Here is a 19865-nt window from a genome sequence, read left to right on the forward strand (position 1 = left end):
GGTCTGGGGGTGCCCGCCTTCACGGTGCTGATGCGTGATCAGCAGGCTGAACGGCCAGCATGGACCCAACCCAGAGAAGTACTCAACGTGATCGGTGAGTCACGGAAAAATAGAGACCGTTCCGCCTGGTGAGAATTTCCCCCAACTGAGCTGTCAACATGACACTTTGAGGGTGAAATAGCTCTATTCGACCCCACGGGGCTCCGGCCGCGCCATGATGAACTCCGACGGCACGACCGTCGAACCTTCCACGGTCTGGAAGGCGGCGCACCCCTCCCGTGCTGACGAACCCGGGGAGGGGCCGCACGGGGCCCCGTCCGACCCCCCTCTACCCCGGACGGGGCCCCCGCAAGATCCCAACGATGCGCACCAACTTGGCCAACTTCAGACGTTCTTGTCTCGAGCAGGCCGGGAGCGCCTCACCACCTCCTCGCGCATCGCGTCATCGTTGTCCAAACGCTTTAGGGCTTCCGTGCGGCCGAAGGCTTCCATCATCAAGACCGTGCTGCAGATAGCGAGGGCGTGCGCCTGATGGCTCAGGTCCAGGGCCCCCACCGCGCGCCGGAGCCCTATCTCGGCCACACGTCGCAGTGCTGTCGTCACCGCGAACTCGACCTCGGGCGGCGCCAAGGCCGCGGTGACGGTGAGGGCGCGCGACGACATCGACGGCTCCCCCAACTCAGCGAACAGATCATCGTGTTGCAGGGAACACCACACCACCACGTGCTCCAGGTGGTGAACGTCGCGCTTGGCCTCGTCAAGGCAGGTAGCGATCCGCGTGCTGTCCTGTGAGAGGTAGGCGCGGTTCAGTTTGGCTGCCGTCCACATGGTGTCGACCACCATCAGGTCATGAGTCGTCATACCCCTCCTTCTAGCGCAACAGAGCACGCACACAGGGGAGTTCAGACGCGCTTCACCCTACGGGGAGAGTGCCGTTGGACGCGGGGCTGCCGCTTCGCCTCCGGGCAGCGGTACCGAAGCCTGGCGGCCGCGGTCAGCCAGGGAGGGCCGTAGCGATGCGAACGGCGGAAACGTGCTCGGATGGGCTGTCCGGTCCGGCAAGCTGACCTTCATGACCTCCAGCAGCCACCCCGCCCCGTTCGTTCCCGCTCCCTCCGGGTGGCGAATCGCCCTTGGAGACCCGGAGAACCGTGACATCGACGTCGTGCCGCTTGTCGGCTGGCAGCCCCTGCCCCCGGGAGCGCGGTGCTCGATCAACTCCTCGCTCCTGGAGCCGGTGGTGTTGTTCGACAACGTGAAGGAACCCGGAATCCACACCGTGCTGGAGACGCTGGCCGGCTACCCAGACGGCTCGTACGTCCACCAGGTCCTAGCCCCCGACGCCGACCTCCGTGAGGTCCCCGAAGGCTGGGACGTCCGCGTCTACCGCGGTTGACTCCCGCAGCACCCTACGCTGGCCGGCACAGCGCAGAACCCCGACGCCCGCCTCCCGGGGGCGACCCAGCGACGAGGGCGTCGAACCAGCGAAGACGCTGGCACCGGAGACCTACGACCGCACCGCCACCTCAAGGTCAAACAGCGTCATACCCGTGCGGCCGGCGGCGAGCCCGAGGATCTCGTCCCCGTGCCCGCGGTGCACGCTCACCCGCCGGCCCCCGGTCGGCGACGGCCGATGCACCACGATCGAAGCGCCCCTCACACCTCCAGCGTGCGCCGTGGTCCCCGCCGGTGCACGCCGAGTCTGCCGTCCCCCGAGCGGGTGATCTGTCCCCGGTCTGGCCCCGCGGGCCCGGTTGACCCGGTATCCCTGCCCCGTGATTACCTCTCTGCGCCATGCTGCTACGGCCACCGCGCTCGCTCTCCTGCCCCTCACACTCGTTTCCCAGTCCGCTCACGCCGCCGCGCCTTCGGAGTCCGACCGCCTTGCGGTGGCCGTCGGACTGCTGCCGGTCTCGAGCGAGAGCAGGGAGGGCTACTCGCGCACCAAGTTCAAGCACTGGAACGCCGGCCTCGATGCCCGCGACGGTTGCAACACCCGGGCGGAGGTCCTGATCTCGGAGGCGATGGCCGCGCCCGTCATCGGGCCCGGGTGCAAGTTGGAGGGTGGGGAGTGGTCGTCGTACTACGACGAGCAGCACGTCATCGGGGCGTCCGGGCTGGACATTGACCACATGGTCCCCTTGGCGGAGGCCTGGGACTCCGGAGCCTCCGCCTGGTCGGCGGGCCGCCGGGAGGCGTACGCGAACGACCAGGGTGCGTCGCAGTCGTTGGTGGCGGTGACGGCGAAGACGAACCGCAGCAAGGCCGACAAGGATCCGGGCGAGTGGTTGCCCCCGGCCGCCGGCGCGCTGTGCCGGTACGCGGTCGAGTGGACGTCGACCAAGTTGCGGTGGGGCTTGGCCGTGGACCAGGAAGAGCAGCGCCGGCTCTACCAGTTGGCCGCCGGGTGCGGCGACGAGGTTGTCACCTGGACCCCGGCCCCCTAACCCACGGCGCTGCGTCCTCCCTCGTCGGCCGGCCGCCCAACCTCGGCGACGCGGTCTTCCGCACCGGCTGTTGAGGTGGCCGGCGATGTAGAGGGTGTCGACGCAGTCCACGGCGCCCCAGTGGGAAGTACAGCTGGGCGGACGCGGCCAGGGCGCCGTCCCCCGCCGAAGCCCGCCGTGTTGATTCCCGCGACCATGCTGATCGTCCCGTCCACCACCGCATTCCGCGCACCCGGTGGTTGCCGGAGTCGGCGACCAGTTGGACCTGGCACTGCTCGCCGACCTCCAGGAGCGCAAGGCCGTGCCTTCGTCTCTTGGGCTGACGTGACTTGCCAGGGACGCTGCGGGCCGAGCAGGGTGCGGTTACTGTCCGCTTTCAGTACCAGCACCGCGCCGGCGCCCGGCGCTGGTGGAACCGGCTGGCTGGTCGTCGGCCGGGGGGCTCCGGTTCGGGGAACGTTCGGCGGCTGAGCGTCCGCATCGGCCGCGCGGTCTCCCGGATGCGCACCGCCCGGTCGGGACGGCCGCAGGCTCCGGGCCGGGGCCGAGGCCGGCCGGCTCGGGCACCCGCTCCTGATCGTTCTTGACCTCCGGGGCCGGTGCGACGGCGGCAGGCCGAGGCGCGGGCGACACGACCGGGCCCGCAGGCGAGGCCGGGGCCTGGCGTCGGGCCGCGCGGCTTCGGCTTCGGCACGTGCCTGAGCTGCCGGGGTCTGCCGGGGTCTGCCGGGCATGGTGCCGTGCCCACTCGTTCACCCGCGCCGAGCCATCAGCGGTCACGTTTTGGTGCAGCCGCGTGGCGGTGGCCGACCGCGGCTCCGCCTCCGAGACGCCGGGTAGCACCGCGTCGACCCGAGCCGCGACCACGCCGCGCACGGCGGTAGGCCAGCTGGTCCTCGGCTTGGTCGAAGAGCTCCAGCCTGCGGCTCCGCGTTCATGGTGAGATCACCCAGGGCGTGTCCCTCGTGGTGGGTCGTAGCCGAAGGCGACAGTCGGGCACCAGATCCAGGAAGCCGGACAGTGCGACCGCGTCCGCCAGAGGGACCGGCGCGGTAGTCCGGCCCAGTTGGGCCAGCATGGTGGGCATGGGAGAAGATGCAGGAGCAGGCACGGACTCGCCAGGTGTGCATGGGACTTCGACACTCACATGATCACCGAGACCGTGCCTGTACTGCGTCCGCCTCCTGCCCAAACCGGGGTGTCCCAGGGCCAGCGCGGCACTCCGGACCAAACGCGATCATGCAACGGTCCCTGGCATCGGCCGCGTCTGCTGTCCACCGTCTTTGCGATCGATGGGTCGACGCGGCTCGGCGGCCGGGCGGCCTGGTGCGCGGCGAGTGCCTGGTGGAAGCCGGCGATGCCATCTCGACTGTGCCCGCGGAACGCCTGTGGCGGCCGGGGCCTCCGGCATGGTCCGGCCGAGGGCGCGGCACTTGAGGGCAGGGCCCGCACGGCGTCGGTGCCGACCGTGGTGTTCCCCGCGTATGCGGGGTTCGTGGCGTGGGGGGCTATCGGCCGGGGATGACTTAAACCAGTCAAGACTGGAAAGGATCGGTATTCACAGGATCCTCACATCCGATATGTGTGGGTGGAGAGGATTCGCCAGGTAGGGGATCTTGTGCGGTCGCCTCGGGCCGCATAGACAGGTCGGTGTCTTATCCAACCAATGCCTCGCTGTCACGCCGGCGTGGTGAGAGGACATACATGTTCCGTCGTAAAGCAAAGAGGTCCTCAGTCATCTGTCGCCGCTTATCCTCAGCCATGGCCGTCGGTGCTCTGCTCTTAAGTCCAGGAATGGCTTCTGCGGCGGACGGCAGCCTGGTAACCAGCCCGAAGTCAGATAAGCGTCCGGCCGAAACACCGGCCGCCGGGCCCGAATCGCTCGTCATGGCCGGCAACCGTCCCGTGTCGGGGAAGAACCTCTCCGCCGGTCCACAGTGGAAGCAGGATGCAAACAAGGTATGGCAGGTCGACCGGACCATGGCCGTCCTGAAGAACACTGTCACCGACGCGGACGGAGACAGGGTCAACCTGACCTTCAAGGTCCACAACGTCAATGCTGACGGCACAGTGGGCGCGCAGGTCATGATCCCAGGGGAGCCATTCGGTGTACTGGTCTCGCCCATGGTCGCCTCGGGTGGCACCGCCGAAGTCACGGTTCCGCAGAAGGCGCTAACTCCTGGCAAGACCTACGCCTTCACGACATCCGGGTACGACGCAACCGGGCTGTACGAGACCGAATGGTCAGCGTACTCGAAATTCCAGATCCGCGGCCGAATAGTGGACATCAAGCTGCCCGCCCCGAACAAGGACGCCCCGAACCCGGAGCACGACACCACCTGGCAGCCGGTCCCCGGCTATCAGTCGTACGAGAAGCAGAGGAGCCAGGCACGGTCCTCCGCAGCTGCCGACAGCAAGCGACACTGTCGACCTGCCGGTGGCGAGAGCACCATGCAGTTGTGCATCGGCTCCCGACCAGCTGCCGCAGCGGACTTGGAAAGGATCGAGCAGGCACGATCCGCACAGCGCACAACACGGGCCGCTGTGGGACCTCTCAACCCCAGTTGCGAGACCGGCACAAAATACCTTTCGGCCTTCACACGCGATGCGGCCTGCATGTACCACATCTGGAGTGTTGAGGTCACCAATGAGAACGGAACAGACTCCTCCGGCTACCAGGAATTCTTCACGGCTTACCACATGAAGACCTCCATGGTCGGTAACGAGATGCAGCTTTGGTCGCGAATTACACCGCTCCCGGTGGCAACGGGAAAGGTCCCCTTTCCGGCTATCCCTGGTGCGATCAAGCTGACGCTTGTTCCTAAATGCTCCACAGGCTGCTTGGAAGAGCCCGCCTATTCGTGGGACGGCAGCCTGATGTGGAATGGTAGCGGGGACATCGACCGGCACGAGGAGACCGGCACGGCGACAGTTAAGTGGGACGGTAAGGTTCCAGGCACGATGAAGTGGGACTCTGACCGGTCGACGAAGATGGCATTCGCACCGTACGCGACCTTCTCCTCGAGCGTTCCCAGGTCCATGCCCACCGGAAATAGCCAGGGACTGATCGGTGGGAATATATGGGTCCGTTGCGACACCGTGTACTCTGCTGCTGGTTGCGTGTTCCCTGACTACCTCCCCGGGTATGCGTTCAACACCGCGAAGACTCCGGCAGCCGCAGCGAACGCTTGGCTGATTAACACCAAGATCCGCAAGGGCGCGCCGCTGCAGTTCCTGGCTGACCGATACACAGGTGGCGTGCACGGTGAGCGGAACAAGTGGACTCGGGACCCGGATTCGAACCGCAACGTGATCTGCCCGACCGGTTGGGCTGAAAAGTACGGGCATCCGGACACGACAAAGATCCCCGAGATCTCTGCCAATGATACGTCGAGCTGTGACGAATTTCCTTTCGCCTCCACGTACCAGAGCGGTGGAATGCCGGAACGTATGGAAGGCACTAACCAGGTGCTCTCTGGAAACGAGTGCGTGCAGACGTATGCCACCAAGTACTCCGATGGCGTATGGCGATTCTGGGACGACGAGCGCATCTCCGGCCCGGACTGGCGTGAGGTGTGCGGCCGTTCGGCCATGTCCAATTGGGTGAACGGCACCGCAGGAAGCCGGATCCCCAGCTTCGCCAGCAAGTTCCGCATCCTCGATAAAGACAAGTATTGGGTGAAGACGACCGGATTCGATAAGTGTGACGCCACCAAGGCTGTCATCAAGTGCGATATCCGATGATGAAGCCGCTGACATGATCAGGCGGCGGCCGGAAGTAATTCCGGCCGCCGCCTGAATCGCGAAAGATAGAGAGTCGAGTTGAAAACAGAAGGAATTAGGTGGCTAGTCGGCAAGCCCCCCACCTGGTATGGCTACTGCATCCATCTAGCGCGTGGCCTAGAGGTTGTTCAACTAGTCGATCGCATCGCGCGAGGATCTACTCCGATGCTCATTGGCGAATATACAGCCGAGGGTGTTGAGGCATACATCAACTCCCAGAGCCGTGAAATTGCCGCCGTCCGCTACGGCACCCACGGCGACCTGGCGTTCACGGTCGCCCATGGCTACTGGCCGGGTGAACTCGGACCTGGTTACAGCGATCACCTCTCCCGCAATAAGGGTGAGGAGGTATTCGTACTCTACGACGAGACCCAGAATCCGAAAGTGCCACCGCCTCAATTCCAATTCTATCGCGATGGAGAGTACGCGTGCGGCTTCCACATGTACATGTACACATGGTCGCGCGAGGTTACCGGTCCGGATGCGGCTCTCGTTCAAGCTGATATCGAAGCTGCGGGGATCCGCAACGAAGCACAACGTGAAACCGCCCACCTCAAATCTCTGACCATCATTGAAAACCGGTTCGACCTAGCCCTGCCCATGGGCCAGATCCTGCACGACCTACTACCCACGGCGCTGGTCCACGGACACTGAGGGTTCCCGCACCGTTCGCAGCCTGAGCCAGAACCGGGGCTGGAAGTGCCCAAGCTGCTGGAAGTCGCTTCCCCGCTGGTTCCCGAAGAGAGCATCACCAAGAACGACATCACGATGGCGGACGTCTGGGAGTACCTCACGGGACGATCGGCTCAAGGAGGCGAATGCCGCGGACGAACTGCGCGGGCCCGGTGCGCCGGTGTTGGTGGCGCGTTGACGTCCTCGGTCGACATCCAGTTTGTGGATCTTGGATAGAGTCCCACCCCCCGGCTGCCGGAATTGAACGGCGCCGGGGGAAGACGTCGAGCGGCTACACCCCACGGTGTGACACCGCGCTCGTCAGCCTTCGCCGGCGCCCCGAGTGCGGCCGCAGGCCGCGATCCAAAGGGAGTGGAAATGTCCAGTCACCGACTGCCCAAACGAGCCCGCTGCATCGCATGGGCCACGACGGGTGCTGCCGTGGTCGCCGGCGCCGGGATCGTGGCGCAGACCTCCGTGGCCGCCCCGAGCATGCCCGCGCAGAAGACGTACACGGGCCGGGCGTTCGATACCTGCACCGCGCCCTCCCTCGCCGCGATGAAGGCATGGAAGACCGGCTTCTACGGAGCCGCCGCCGTCTACATCGGCGGCAAGAACCGCGGCTGCGCCCAGCCCAACCTCACCGCGCCCTGGGTGAAGTCGGTCAGCACCGCTGGCTGGAAGCTGATACCGCTCTACGTCGGCGCCCAGCCGCCCTGCCAGACCAGCAGGAACCCGGAGAGGTTCACCGCCGCCACGGCGGCCAGCGTCGGAGCGAGCAACGCCAGGGACGCGGCGGCCAAGGCATCCGCGCTCGGCATGAAACCCGGCAGCCCGATCTACCTCAACATGGAGTCCTACGACATCACGAACAAGCCGTGCAACGACGCCACCCTGACGTACGTGCGCTCCTTCACCAAGACCCTGCGGGCCAAGGCGTACCGCGCCGGGTACTACGGCTTCGCCAGCTCCAGCGCCAAGGCCATCGCCACCGCCACCGACAGGACCGACCTCCCCGGCATCCTCTGGTACGCGCTGTGGAACAAACAGAACACCACCACCGCCGACTGGCCCTGGGACCCCAGGCTGTACACCAACCACAGCCGCGCCCATCAGTACATGGGCAACAGCAAGGAGACCCGCGGCGGCCACACCATCACCGTCGACCGCAACGCCTGGGACGCCCCGGTCGCCATCATCGGATAAGGGAGACGTTGCCCGGGCGGCAGGGCATGGCCTACGGCATCTCCCGGCCGCTGCTCGGCACCTGACGCGCTGCCTCGGCGACCTCTTTCGCGTTCCGCTCACCAGCACGCTGCGCGGCACGGTCACCCAGACTGTGCCGCGCGCGTGTGTACGTGATGAAGTGTCTCCGCCCCCGTCAGCGGCCCGGCCGAGGGGTGTGCCATCGGCCGCAGGGTCACGCCCGCCGGGCGGGGGCTGTTCTGGCCCGGATCGGTGGTGCCCTGCCGCACCTCGGCGATCCGAACCGCCTCGGCGATCCGAACCGCCTCGGCGACGCGGACGCCCGCGACGCAGGGGAGTCCGGCCCGTTCCCCGGAGACGACAGCAGCACGGCCCAGCCTGGGACACCACCACCATGCTGCGCTTCCTCCACCGCCTCGCCAAGGGCACCAACCGCCCCCTCCCCTCCGAGGTCGCCGCGCTCATGAACTACCTCCCCACCGCGGTGGCCACCGGCTACCTACGCCAGCTGGACATCGAAACCTGGGTATGCAGCCAAGTCGGCAGAACCCCAGCCCACTGAAGCACCAACCAACACAACCGCTCTGAAATCCCCGCGCGCGGAGAACACCCACGATGCAGCGCACGAATCAACGCGCACCGGTGTTCCCGCGCGCGGCGGTGCGAGAAGTATCTGCCCCGGGATCGGCAAGGCCTTCGTCGCGTTCCCAGGCGACGAGGGGTGCGCTGAAGGTGCCGTCGCCTTGGACAGCCAGCGGAACACCTTCACGTCACCGTTGGAGTAGCCGTAGCACACGCCGACGTCTGAGCGGCCGTCCGATCAGCCAGACCTGGGGTGTGGCGCGCACGCGCGTGCTGTGGCGGATCCCGGCCCGTACTTGCGGTTGTTCTTCTCTGCACTCATCCCATGCAGAGGCCTCATCGGAGGACAAGGCGACTACCGAAGATGCGCCGCTGTTCCTTGGGCGCCGCAATCCCGAATTCTCGGTGATAATGATCACGCACCTGCCATGAGCGGATGTAACTTCTTTCGCCGGTTTAGGCATGCTTTTGAGCGCATTTCCTCCTTGCTACGTTCACAGGCGGCTCATAGATGTGAAGCTCAAGCATGCAGAAAACGAGGGAATATGACGGTTCATCTGCCCGCGCCGGAAGAGCGCGGACGGGTTTGGCCCGGAGGGATTTCGGGCTTCATAGCAGGCAGTCTCGTCCTGACGCTGTCCATCACCCTGCTCGACGGATTACCAGCGAGGGCGCTCCCGGCCGAGCCGGCCGCGGAACCCCGGAAGGCGTCGGCGACCCAGGCGGCGGATATCACCTCCGCACGGGTGGCGGCCCGACTGTCCGGCAAACGGGTCGAGGCGCTGTCGGAGCGCACGGAGACATCCACGACCTGGGTGAACAAGGACGGTTCGCTCACATCGGAACTGACCGCCGGTCCGGTGCGCTTCCGGAACGCGGAAACCGACGCCTGGCGGAACGTCGACCTCGAACTCGCCGCGCGCGCCGACGGCTCGGTGGCGCCGGTGGCCCACCCCGAGGGGCTGGTGCTGGCCGGCCGGACCGGCAGCCCGGCCACGTCGCTGAAGGCGGCGCGGAAGGCGAAGGCCACCGACCTGGTGACGCTCGGCGAGGGCGATCAGCAGATCACGCTCCAGTGGAAGGGCGGCCTGCCCGCTCCGAAGCTGGAGGGTACGCGCGCGAAGTACGTCAACGCCGTCCCCGGTGCCGACGTCGTGGTCGAGGCGACCCGGACCGGCTTCGAGCAGTTCGTCGAGATCAAGCGGAGACCGGCCTCCGATGGCTACAGCTACACCCTGCCCCTGAAGGCACAGGGCCTCAAGGTACGCCAACAGGCTGACGGCAGCGTGCTCTTCACCGACCGGAAAAACAAGAAGACGGCCCTGATGCCCGCGCCGGTGATGTGGGATGCCACCGTCGACCCCGTCTCCGGCGAACACACCCGGCGCGTGCCAGTGGGGATGAAGGTCGTCGCCAAGGGCTCGTCCTTCGAACTGGTGGTGACCCCGGACGCTGAGTTCCTGGCCCACCCGGCCACGAAGTACCCGGTGACGGTCGATCCGTCGACGTCCGCTCTCTCGAACGTGTTCGACACCTATGTACAGCAGGGTGAGACCGTCGACTGGTCCGCCGACACCGAGCTGGACCTGGGCAACCCCGGTACCACGAACCCCGACGGTACCCCGCGGACCGCCCGCTCGTTCATCTCCTGGAACACCACGCCGATCCAGGACGCGCTGGTCGTGAACGCCAAGCTGTCGCTGTGGAACTTCCACTCCGGCAACACCGACTGCAAGGCGTACCCGTGGGAGGTGTGGGCCACCGGCGCGGCCACGACCTCCTCGCGGTGGTCCGCCCAGCCGGCCTGGATGGCGAAGCAGGCTACCTCCACCGAGACCAGGGGAAACCCGGGCTGCGCCGCCCAGCCCGACGGCTGGGTCGACGCCGATGTGTCCACCCTGGTCCAGGAGTGGGCGTCGGCCAAGGCCACCCGTGGCCATATGGGTCTGCGCGCATCCAGCGAGTCGGTCACCACGCAGTGGAAGCGGGTCAACTCGGCGAACGCCGCGTCCAATCCGCCCAAGCTCGTGGTCACCTACAACTACCGGCCCCGTACCGGCACCAAACAGGAGGCCGGACCGCCGTACTTCTCCAACGGCGGTACCTACGCCGTCAACACAGTGACGCCGACCCTGCGCGACACCTTCGTCGACGCCGACGGTGACAAGGTCACCGGCACCTTCCAGATCTTCGACAACGCCACCAACACCCAGGCCGGCGACGTACTCGTCTCCAAGTACGTACCGTCAGGACAGGTCGCTTCCGTCACTGTGCCCACGGGTGTGCTGACCAACGGCAGGACGTACAAGTTCCGCACATCCCCCTACGACGGTAGCCACTACAACAACGGCTGGTCGGCGTGGAAGACGTTCACTGTGGACACCTCCGCCCCCTCCGCCCCCACCTCCGTCACCTCGACGGACTACCCGTCCACCGCATGGGTCAAGGGCGCGGGCCACGCCGGTACCTTCACCGTCACCCCGCCCGCCTCCGACCACCACTGGCTCGAATGGTCCCTGGATGGGGTGACCTGGACGAAGGTCGTCACTGGCGGCTCCAACGCCGCTAAGGCACTCTCCGTCACCCCGCCGCTGGACGGTACCCATGTCCTTCAGGTACGCGCCGTGGACAACGCGGACAACAAGTCCGAAGCGGCCGAGTACCGGTTCCATGCCGGCCCCGGTGGCTTCCTCCAGCCGTCCGATGGTGAACGCACCGCACGACGTCTGCCGCTGGTCGCCGAGGGTGACGCGAGCAAGTACGACGAGGTCTCCTTCTCCTGGCGCCGCTCCGCGGCGGACAACTGGCAGCAGATCCCGGCCGGTGACGTCACCTCGGGGAGCGGCCCGGTCGCTGCGTGGCCCGTCCCCCTGACGAGCGGCAAGAACGCGCCGCTGGTGTGGAACGCCGTCGGTACCGTCGCCGTCGACGGCTCCGTGCAGATCAAGGCCGACTTCACCGGACCGGGCAGCGCCTCGGGCAGCACCGAACCGCACACGGTGGTCGTCGACCGGCACGCGCCCGGCGCCGCACCCCGACTCGTCGGACCGGGGGCGCTGAACCTGCTCACCGGGGACTTCACCCTCTCCGAGGTTGAGGCCCCGCACTTCGGGCTGTCCGTGACCCGTACCGCTTCTTCACGGACCCCGTCCGCCGGTGACCAGGAAGGCCAGGTAGCCATCTTCGGGGACGAATGGGCCTCCGGGGTGGTCGCGGAGTCCGCAGGTGCGGACTACTCCCACATCACCAGGATCTCCGACACCGCCGTGAACGTGGTCGGCAGCCAGGGCGACGCCGTCCACTTCACCGCCAACGCTGCCAGGACCGGGTGGATCGCGGAACCGGGCGCGGAGAAGCTGACCCTGCGCGGCAGCACGACCAGCTCGTTCACCCTGACCGACGCTGAGGGCACAGTCACCGACTTCGAGAAGCTCGACGCCGCCTCGACCACCTGGCAGGTCTTCTCGGTGCGGCTGGACGGGCGCGGCAACTCCACCACCACGGTCGTCTCCGAGAACGTGTCGATGGGTGGCGGGATCAAGGCACGGCCCAAGCGGATGGTGGCCGCGACCTCCGCCGTCGCCGCCAACACCTGCGCACAGACCCCCGCCACCCGCGGTTGCCGGGTGCTGGAGTTCGTCTATGCCACCACCACCACGGCCACCGCAACCACCCCCGGGGACTTCACCGGCCAGGTCAAGGAGATCCAGGTCTGGGCCACCCAGCCTGGAGCGACGGCGGCCACCGCGAAGCCCGTACAGAGCTACGCGTACGACACCTCCGGGCGCCTGCGCCATACCTGGAACCCGCAGATCACCCCGCGGTTGCTCACTGAGTACACGTACGACAGCGCGGGCCGGGTCACACAGCAGACAAGGCCGGGCCAACTGCCCTGGACCTTCGCCTACGGTCAGGCGGGGAACTCCGCCACCGCCGGACCGGGCATGCTGCTGCGCGTAGCGCGTCCGGGCCTCCAGCCGGGCACTGCCGGGACCGTACAGGGCGAAGCCGTCACCAGCGTCGTCTACGACGTACCGCTCACTGGCCCGTCCGCCCCCTACGGCATGGGCTCCGCCGACGTAAAGGCATGGGGACAGTCGGACGCGCCCACCGACGCGACAGCGGTCTTCCCGGCCGACTCCGCACCCGCCTCCCACACGGGCAGCGCCCTCGGAGCCGGGGATTACGCACGGGCCACCGTCCAGTACCTGGGCGTCTCGGGCCACCAGGTCAACGTTGCCGCGCCCGGCGGCCGGATCTCTGCCTCCGAGACCGACCGGTTCGGCAACACCGTTCGCGAGCTCACTCCGGCCAACCGTGCCCTCGCACTCGGCACCACCGCCGCCGACCGTGCCGCGCTCGCGGACCTGGGCATCGGGGACCTGCCTAGCGCCGAAAGGGCTGAGCTGCTCTCGACCCGCTCCGTCCACGACGCCACCGGGACCCGCGAACTCCAGGAACTGGGACCGTTGTCCCGGATCGACCTGACACGGGACCTCACATCCGGAACTACCACCCTCAACTCCGCAGGCTCCTCCGTGGTGGCGCGGGCCTGGACCGTCAACACCTACGACACCGGGCGGCCGACGGACGGCACCGCCACCGTCAAAGACCAGATCACCGGCACCGTCACCGGGGCGCAGCTCCGCGACCAGCCCACCCTGCACGCCGACACCCGTGAGACACAGACCATCTACGACTGGCAGCGCGGTTTGGCGACCCGGACCGTCCAGGACCCTGGCGGCCTCTCCGTCACCACGGTCACCGAATATGACGCGCAGGGACGCGTGGTCAAGGAGATTCGCCCCGGCGGTACCGCGACATCGGCCACCACCCGTGTGACCGACTACTGGTCGGCCACCGGCACAGGCACCTGCTCCGGACGCCCCGAGTGGGCCGACCTGCCGTGCCGGACCTCACCCGGCGGAGCCGTCGTCGGCGGGGGCACCAACCCAGCCGAACTGCCGGTCACCGTCACCGAGTACGACCGGTGGGGCAGCCCCGCCAAGGTCTCGGAGACCGCCGGGGGTATCACCCGTAACACCGTGACGACGTACGACGACGCGGGCCGACCGGTGTCGGTGGCCATGACCGGAGGCACCGGTCAGGCCCTGCCCACGACGACCACCACGTACGACGACACCACCGGCGAAGCCGTCCGGAACACCGCGGACGGCGGTGCCGCCATCACCAAGGTGTTCGACAAGCTGGGGCGTCAGATCTCCTACACTGACGCGGATGGCGGAGTCACCCAGATCCGCTACGACCTGCTCGACCGGATCACCCAGACCTCCGACTCCGTCCCCTCGACCGTCACCTACACCTACGACCACCAGGCCGAACCCCGCGGCCTGGCCACCAGCACCACCGACTCCGTCGCCGGTGAGATCGGCACCGTGTACAACGCCGACGGTGCCGTGACCAAGGAGACACTCCCCGGCGGCTACACCCTGTCCCAGGAGATCGACCCGACCGGCTCGGCCCGGTCCCGGACCTACACCAGGAACTCCGACAGCGCGGTCGTCCTCAGCGACTCCATCGAGACCTCCGTCCACAGCCAACGGACGGCCCACTCGGGCTGGTCGAACCAGCAGTACCGGTACGACGCCGTCGGAAGGCTGGCCGGGGTCGACGACACCGCGGCCACCGTCTGCACCCGCCGCTCCTACACCTTCGGGGAACGCAGCACCCGCACCGCCCTGACCACGGCCACCGCCGCTCCGGGCCTGGACTGCCCGACTTCTGCGGGGACCACCACCAACCACACCTACGACAGTGGTGACCGCCTCACCGGCACCGGCTACCTCCACGACATCTTCGGCCGGACGACGACCGCCCCGGGCCACGGCACTTTCTCCTACTACGCGAACGATCTCGTCCACCGGCAGACCGTGGGCTCCAGCCGACAGACCTGGCAGCGCGACCCCGAGCTGCGCGTACGGTCCTGGACGACGGAAACCGGCTCCGGCAGCACCTGGACGCAGACCGAGTCCAAGCGCAACCACTACGACAGCGACTCCGACAGCCCGCGATGGGTGGTGGAGGACACCACGACCGGCGCGGTCACCCGCAACATCGTCTCCGCTGCTGGAGCTCTCACCGCGACCAGCACTAGGACCAGTGACGTAGTGCTCCAACTCACCAACCTGCACGGGGACGTCGCCCTGCAACTCCCGCTGAACAGCGCCGAGGCGCCGACAGCGTTGGACTACGACGAGTACGGCGGTCCGCGCGCCGGCCGGACGACCGCCCGCTACGCCTGGCTCGGCGGCAGACAACGTTCCGCGGACACCCTGACCGGACTCGTCCACATGGGCGTCCGTCTCTACGACCCGAAGCTCGGCCGGTTCCTCCAGGCCGACCCCGTTCCCGGAGGGTCTGCGAACGCCTACGACTACGCCAACGCCGACCCGTGCAACAGCTCCGACACCACAGGGCTCGCGCCCAAGTGCGGGAAGGTCCACAAGACCAACGGCTACAGCCTCCAGATCATCACCAGGCGCCGCGGCGGCGGCGTGACCCGGGACGGCCACCGCTACATCGGGTACTACGTGGAGACCCAGATCAAGGGCTTCACAAACCGCTACCTGTCCGGGAACGGCGTCTACGCGGAGACCTGGGGCACCCGGCCCGGCAAGAGGAGGATGACCAAGCTCCAGGGCAAGGCAAGTTGGTACACGCCCTGGAAGAAGCAGTGGGAGGTCCACTACAACATCCAGGTCAAGCCTGGTACGAAGATCGTGACCCACGGCAACGGCGTGGTGCTCGGTTGGAACGGCTTCGTGACCGCGGTCTCGTCCATCTGCAACGCCAGGTCCTAACCGGTCCACGGCCGCGTACGGTGATCACATCAGTGCGTACGCGGCGCACTCCCGGGGTGGCGCACCGAAACCTTGGTGGGCCACCCCGGCTCGTAAGGACTCCCGCGAGGACACCGCCTCCGTGCCCGAAGGATCAACACATGCCCAAGAACCTGGCAGAGCTCGCCCACGCCGCCCTGACGGCCAAGGCCGAGCGGGCCACCGCCGCGATCCAGGTCACCGCCACCTGGCCCGGTATCGGGGCCGGACCTGTCGTCGCCGACATCTGCGTACGCGACGACCTCGGTTTCGTGCTGCTCCTGCACCGGCGCCGTGACGGCCAGGCCGCCGAGGAGCTCTACTTCTCGACGCGGCGGGACGACGGGTCCTGGGCGGCGGCCGACCACCTGTCTGGAGGTGCCCTCGGGATCGACCCGACCGACGACCGGGACGTCGTGGGCGTACTGCGCGGCAGACCCCTGGCGCCGTTCGGGGAGTCGGAGACCGAGCTGTTCACCGGACGGCCCCAGGCCGACGAAGGGTACGAGCGACTGTGCTTCCACGAAGTACTCGTCGGCCCGGAGGTCGGCCGACTCGACGTGGAACGCGCGTCCTCGGGATCCGACACCGATCCGTCCCGGTTCCACAAGGCACCCACCTGCGGAGTCGCACTGTTCGCCCTCTTTCCGGGGGAGCGACTTACCGTCCGGCCGATCGTGGAGAACGTCGGTCCACCCGGGGCTCCGGGGCAGGCGTATGAGCTGACCTACTCCGACGACGGACCTGAAGCCGACCGTGGGGTCCGGCCTGCGGACCTGGGCTGACCGGTGGCCCGCGGCTCGGCGACCCCGGCCCGAGCGGCTCCCGGCCGTCCCGCCGCAGAGCCGTGCCGGCGCGCCGCTTCGGCTTCGTCGCGTCGCTGTCGGGCAGGGCCTGGTGGAAGGCCGAGGCCGGCCGGCTCGGGCACCGTGCCGGGTGCCAGGGCCCTCAGGGCGCGGACGACCGTGCGGCCGGCCGAGGTGCTGGTGGCCGTGATGACGCGGGTCTGCTGCAGCCGGGTCCTGGTCGCCCAGGCCGGCAACTCCGGGCACTCGGTGAGCCGGCCGGAATCGAGGTCGTACGACACGACGGTGACGTCTTCGGCGAGTTCGAGGGCGATGGCCGCCCACCGGCCGCGTAGCGCCGCGACGGCGGCCGGGAGTTCCCAGGCGCGTTCGGTGATCAGCCCTGCCGAGCGCGGCGCCGAGGGCGACCGGCTCGCGCTCGTGCCGGGCGCACCGTCCGGACCGGGCGCGGCTTCGACTTCGTCGTACGGCTGGCGCCGTTGCGGCGGGCCTGCTCCATCGCGGCCCGCAGCGCGACCCTCGCCAGGTCGACGCCGGACACCTCGCCGCTCACGCCTGCCCCCAGGTGGTGTAGCCGAGGTCCAGGTGACCGTGCCTGGAGTGCTGGTGGGCCTGGTCGACCAGGCGGTTGCTGAGCAGGCGCCTGGCCGACGGCTCGCCGTAGCGGTCGATGCGGTCGAACACCACTTGGTGGTCCTTCAGCGCCCGCACCCGCCAGTCGCGCACCTGCTCGCGGGTGAGGTCTTCGAGGACGAGGTCCTGGTCGTCGTCGACGTCGGTGAACTCCGGCTCCGGAGCGGGGATAATGACGGCGGTCGGGCACGGCGTGGGCAGTACGACCGGGGCCACCGGCGTGGCCGGGACGTCGTCGGCCGGCTGCGCGGCCGCGGCTTCGGCGTGGTAGGCCTTGGTGGCGGCCTGGCGGCCTGGCGGGCGCGGATCTGGTCCCGGTCTCCCGGGTGCGCGCCGCCCCGGTGGCGGTGGGTGTGTTCGGTGGGCGGGGGTGGTATGGGGAACTGCGGTGTTGGATATGGCGTTTTCCGGTGTGGGTGGAGGCTGCGGCGGGACAATCCGTGGTGGCGGGTCTCGGGGTGGGGAGAAGTGCATGTCGCAGGGGTGGAAGATCACGGTTGTCGTGCTGGCGGTGGTGGGTGCCCTGTCCACACCGTTGGTGTGGCTTCTTGACGGTCCGGGTGCGGGGCAGTGGGTCGGAGCGACGGTCCAAGCCGGTGCTGGCATTGGTGCTTTGGTCTGGGCGGTGTGGCCGCGTTCGTCTGCGAACGGGCCTACGGACAAGGCCACTCGTACAGGCAGGGCTGACAGTGGTGGGGTCACCGGTGTTCGGCGGCCCGGTGGTCGGGGGCGGGGTTCGGCTACCGTCGACCGGACGGGCGAGGCCAGTGGCACGAACTCCGTGTCCGGCATCGACTACTCGAACTAGCTCCCGCACTCGTAGCGAAGGCATCATCACGCATGAAACGGGGCAAGAAGCCTGAACCGTCGGTGATTGTGGCGGACACCGGCAACGCCAGGGCGGCCAGCGGTGAGACGGCCGTGACCGGACATCGCGGCACTGTCCCGGGAAGCGGCTTCGAACTTCCCGCCGCGGTTCATGTCTCCGGCACCGGGAGCGTGACCGCCACCAACGGCGCGACGGGCATCAGCGGCAACGTCCAGAACTTGATCGTGCAGCGGCGTGCGCCGCGGGAGCCGGCGCCCTGGCCGCACCAGGTCGGTGTGATCCCTTCCGTGGCGCGCTCCTTCCAGCACCGTGCCGAGGCGGATCGGCTCCGGGTGGCGGTCGAGGACGGGGGCACCGCGGTGCTCTCCCAGGTGTTGACCGGGCTCGGCGGGGTCGGCAAGACCCAACTCGCCGCCGACTACGCCCAGACCGCCTGGAACAACGGTGACCTGGACGTCCTGGTCTGGGTCACCGCCAGCACCCAGTCACCTGTGGTGAGCGGGTACGCGCAGGCCGGTGTCGAGTTGTGTCGAGCCGACCCGGACGACCCCGAGCGCGCCGCGAAGCAGTTCCTGGCCTGGCTGGCCAAGCCCGGGCCACGGCCCTGCCGGTGGCTGATCGTCCTGGACGACGTCACCGACCCGGGCGATCTCATCGTCCACCCCGACAACCCCGCCTTGCGGTTCGGCCTGTGGCCGCCGGCCGGCCCGCACGGCCGTACCCTGCTCACCACCCGCCGCCGCGACGCCGCCCTGTTCGGCGAAGGACGCCGCCGGATCGAGGTCGGCGTGTTCACCCCCGCTGAATCGATCGCCTACCTCACCGGGGCCCTGAACGCCCAGGGCCGAACCGAACCCATCGAGCAACTCGCCGCCCTGGCCCACGACCTCGGGCACCTACCCCTGGCCCTGGCCCAGGCCGCCGCCTACCTCATCGACTCCGGCAAGACCACGACCGGCTACCGAGCACTGCTGGCCGACCGCACCATGAAGCTCACCGACCTCGCCCCCGACACCCTGCCCGACGACCAGGCCGCCGTTCTCGCCGCCGCCTGGTCCCTCTCCATCGACCGCGCCGACGCACTGCGCCCGGCCGGCCTGGCCCGGCCCATGCTCCACCTCACCGCCCTGCTCGACCCCAACGGTATTCCCCACGAGGTCCTGACCAGCCCGCCCGCCCTCACATACCTCGCTGCACACCGCACCACGACCGGCCCCGTACGACCCCGACGCCGGCCGAGACGCTGGTGGCCGTGGCCGGGCCGACGACAGCCCCCTCCCCCGCCGGTCACCTCGGAGGAAGCGTTCGACGCGTTGAGGGCACTGGACCGGCTCAGCCTCATCGACCACACGCCGAACACCCCCCATCAAGCCGTCCGCGTCCACCAACTCATCCAGCGCGCCACCCGCGACACCCACACCCCCCACCAACACCACCACTACGCCCGCACCGCCGCCGACGCCCTCACCGCGGCCTGGCCTGCCATCGAACGAGACACCGACCTCGCCCAAGCCCTACGGGCCAACACCGACGCTCTCACCCACCACGCCGAAGAGGCCCTGCACAGGCCGAACACCCACAGGGTGCTCTACCGCACCGGCCGTAGCTGGGGGGAAAGCGGCCAGCTCACCGTAGCCATCAGCCACTTCGAGCACCTCTCCACCACCACCCGTGGCCACCTAGGCGAAGACCATCCCGACACCCTCGCCACCCGAAGCAATCTGGCCTTCTGGCGGGGGAAGGCGGGCGATGCGGCCGGGGCTGTGCAGGCCTTCGCCGACCTCCTCAACGACCAGGTGCGGGTGCTGGGCGAAGACCACCCCGCCACCCTCGCCACCCGGAATAATCTGGCCTTCTGGCGGGGGGAGGCGGGTGATGCGGTTGGGGCTGCGGAGGCCTTCGCCGACCTCCTCAACGACCAGGTGCGGGTGCTGGGCGAAGACCACCCCGCCACCCTCGCCACCCGGAACAACCTGGCCTTCTGGCGGGGGGAGGCGGGTGATGCGGTTGGGGCTGCGGAGGCCTTCGCCGACCTCCTCAACGACCAGGTGCGGGTGCTGGGCGAAGA

At 68.3% G+C, this 19865-nt stretch carries 11 protein-coding genes; 9 read left to right on the plus strand and 2 right to left on the minus strand.

The genetic code is table 11. The features are described from left to right. Positions 1-384 precede the first annotated feature (384 nt). Complete coding sequence (locus ABT092_RS24210) at positions 385-861, minus strand: hypothetical protein (RefSeq protein ID WP_351247252.1); 477 nt, start codon at positions 859-861, stop codon at positions 385-387. Positions 862-1072: 211 nt separating this feature from the next. Between ABT092_RS24210 and ABT092_RS24215 the strand changes: the two genes are divergently transcribed. The 8 genes from ABT092_RS24215 (at position 1073) to ABT092_RS24250 (ending at position 16314) form a co-directional block, all read left to right on the plus strand. Then, entirely contained in the window at positions 1073-1396 is a 324-nt protein-coding gene (locus tag ABT092_RS24215; protein WP_351247253.1) for a hypothetical protein, read from the plus strand. Between the two features lie 379 nt (positions 1397-1775). After that, positions 1776-2447 (plus strand): HNH endonuclease family protein, encoded by a 672-nt coding sequence (locus ABT092_RS24220; RefSeq protein ID WP_351247255.1) that lies wholly within the window; start codon positions 1776-1778, stop codon positions 2445-2447. Between the two features lie 1794 nt (positions 2448-4241). Further along, a complete protein-coding gene (locus ABT092_RS24225; RefSeq protein WP_351247257.1) occupies positions 4242-6191 on the plus strand; it encodes a hypothetical protein in 1950 nt (649 codons plus the stop codon). Positions 6192-6395: 204 nt separating this feature from the next. Beyond that, a complete protein-coding gene (locus ABT092_RS24230) occupies positions 6396-6884 on the plus strand; it encodes a hypothetical protein (RefSeq protein ID WP_351247259.1) in 489 nt (162 codons plus the stop codon). Positions 6885-7280: 396 nt separating this feature from the next. Continuing rightward, positions 7281-8108 carry a glycoside hydrolase domain-containing protein gene (locus tag ABT092_RS24235; RefSeq protein ID WP_351247261.1) on the plus strand — a complete coding sequence of 276 codons (828 nt, stop codon included), beginning with the start codon at positions 7281-7283 and terminating at the stop codon, positions 8106-8108. Between the two features lie 394 nt (positions 8109-8502). Then, positions 8503-8670, plus strand: coding sequence for a hypothetical protein (locus ABT092_RS24240; protein ID WP_351247263.1), 168 nt, complete (start codon positions 8503-8505; stop codon positions 8668-8670). Between the two features lie 655 nt (positions 8671-9325). After that, a complete protein-coding gene (locus ABT092_RS24245) occupies positions 9326-15511 on the plus strand; it encodes an RHS repeat-associated core domain-containing protein (RefSeq protein ID WP_351247277.1) in 6186 nt (2061 codons plus the stop codon). Positions 15512-15651: 140 nt separating this feature from the next. After that, a complete protein-coding gene (locus ABT092_RS24250; RefSeq protein ID WP_351247265.1) occupies positions 15652-16314 on the plus strand; it encodes a hypothetical protein in 663 nt (220 codons plus the stop codon). Between the two features lie 570 nt (positions 16315-16884). Here the strand turns inward: ABT092_RS24250 and ABT092_RS24255 are convergent. Beyond that, positions 16885-17184 (minus strand): hypothetical protein, encoded by a 300-nt coding sequence (locus tag ABT092_RS24255; protein WP_351247267.1) that lies wholly within the window; start codon positions 17182-17184, stop codon positions 16885-16887. Between the two features lie 888 nt (positions 17185-18072). On the opposite strand from ABT092_RS24255, the gene ABT092_RS24260 reads away from it, so the two are divergent. Further along, positions 18073-19865, plus strand: a 1793-nt coding sequence (locus ABT092_RS24260; RefSeq protein WP_502968494.1) for a tetratricopeptide repeat protein, incomplete at its 3' end; no start/stop codon positions are given.

Source organism: Streptomyces sp. NPDC002490 (assembly GCF_040296045.1).
In the GTDB taxonomy this organism is placed as follows: Bacteria; Actinomycetota; Actinomycetes; order Streptomycetales; family Streptomycetaceae; genus Streptomyces.

What these genes read in the sequence shown, in the direction of transcription:
- ABT092_RS24210 (WP_351247252.1), bottom strand. Translation starts at nt 861, where the DNA reads ATGACGACTCATGACCTGATGGTGGTCGACACCATGTGGACGGCAGCC.
- ABT092_RS24215 (WP_351247253.1), top strand. Translation starts at nt 1,073, where the DNA reads ATGACCTCCAGCAGCCACCCCGCCCCGTTCGTTCCCGCTCCCTCCGGG.
- ABT092_RS24225 (WP_351247257.1), top strand. Translation starts at nt 4,242, where the DNA reads ATGGCTTCTGCGGCGGACGGCAGCCTGGTAACCAGCCCGAAGTCAGAT.
- ABT092_RS24230 (WP_351247259.1), top strand. Translation starts at nt 6,396, where the DNA reads ATGCTCATTGGCGAATATACAGCCGAGGGTGTTGAGGCATACATCAAC.
- ABT092_RS24235 (WP_351247261.1), top strand. Translation starts at nt 7,281, where the DNA reads ATGTCCAGTCACCGACTGCCCAAACGAGCCCGCTGCATCGCATGGGCC.
- ABT092_RS24240 (WP_351247263.1), top strand. Translation starts at nt 8,503, where the DNA reads ATGCTGCGCTTCCTCCACCGCCTCGCCAAGGGCACCAACCGCCCCCTC.
- ABT092_RS24250 (WP_351247265.1), top strand. Translation starts at nt 15,652, where the DNA reads ATGCCCAAGAACCTGGCAGAGCTCGCCCACGCCGCCCTGACGGCCAAG.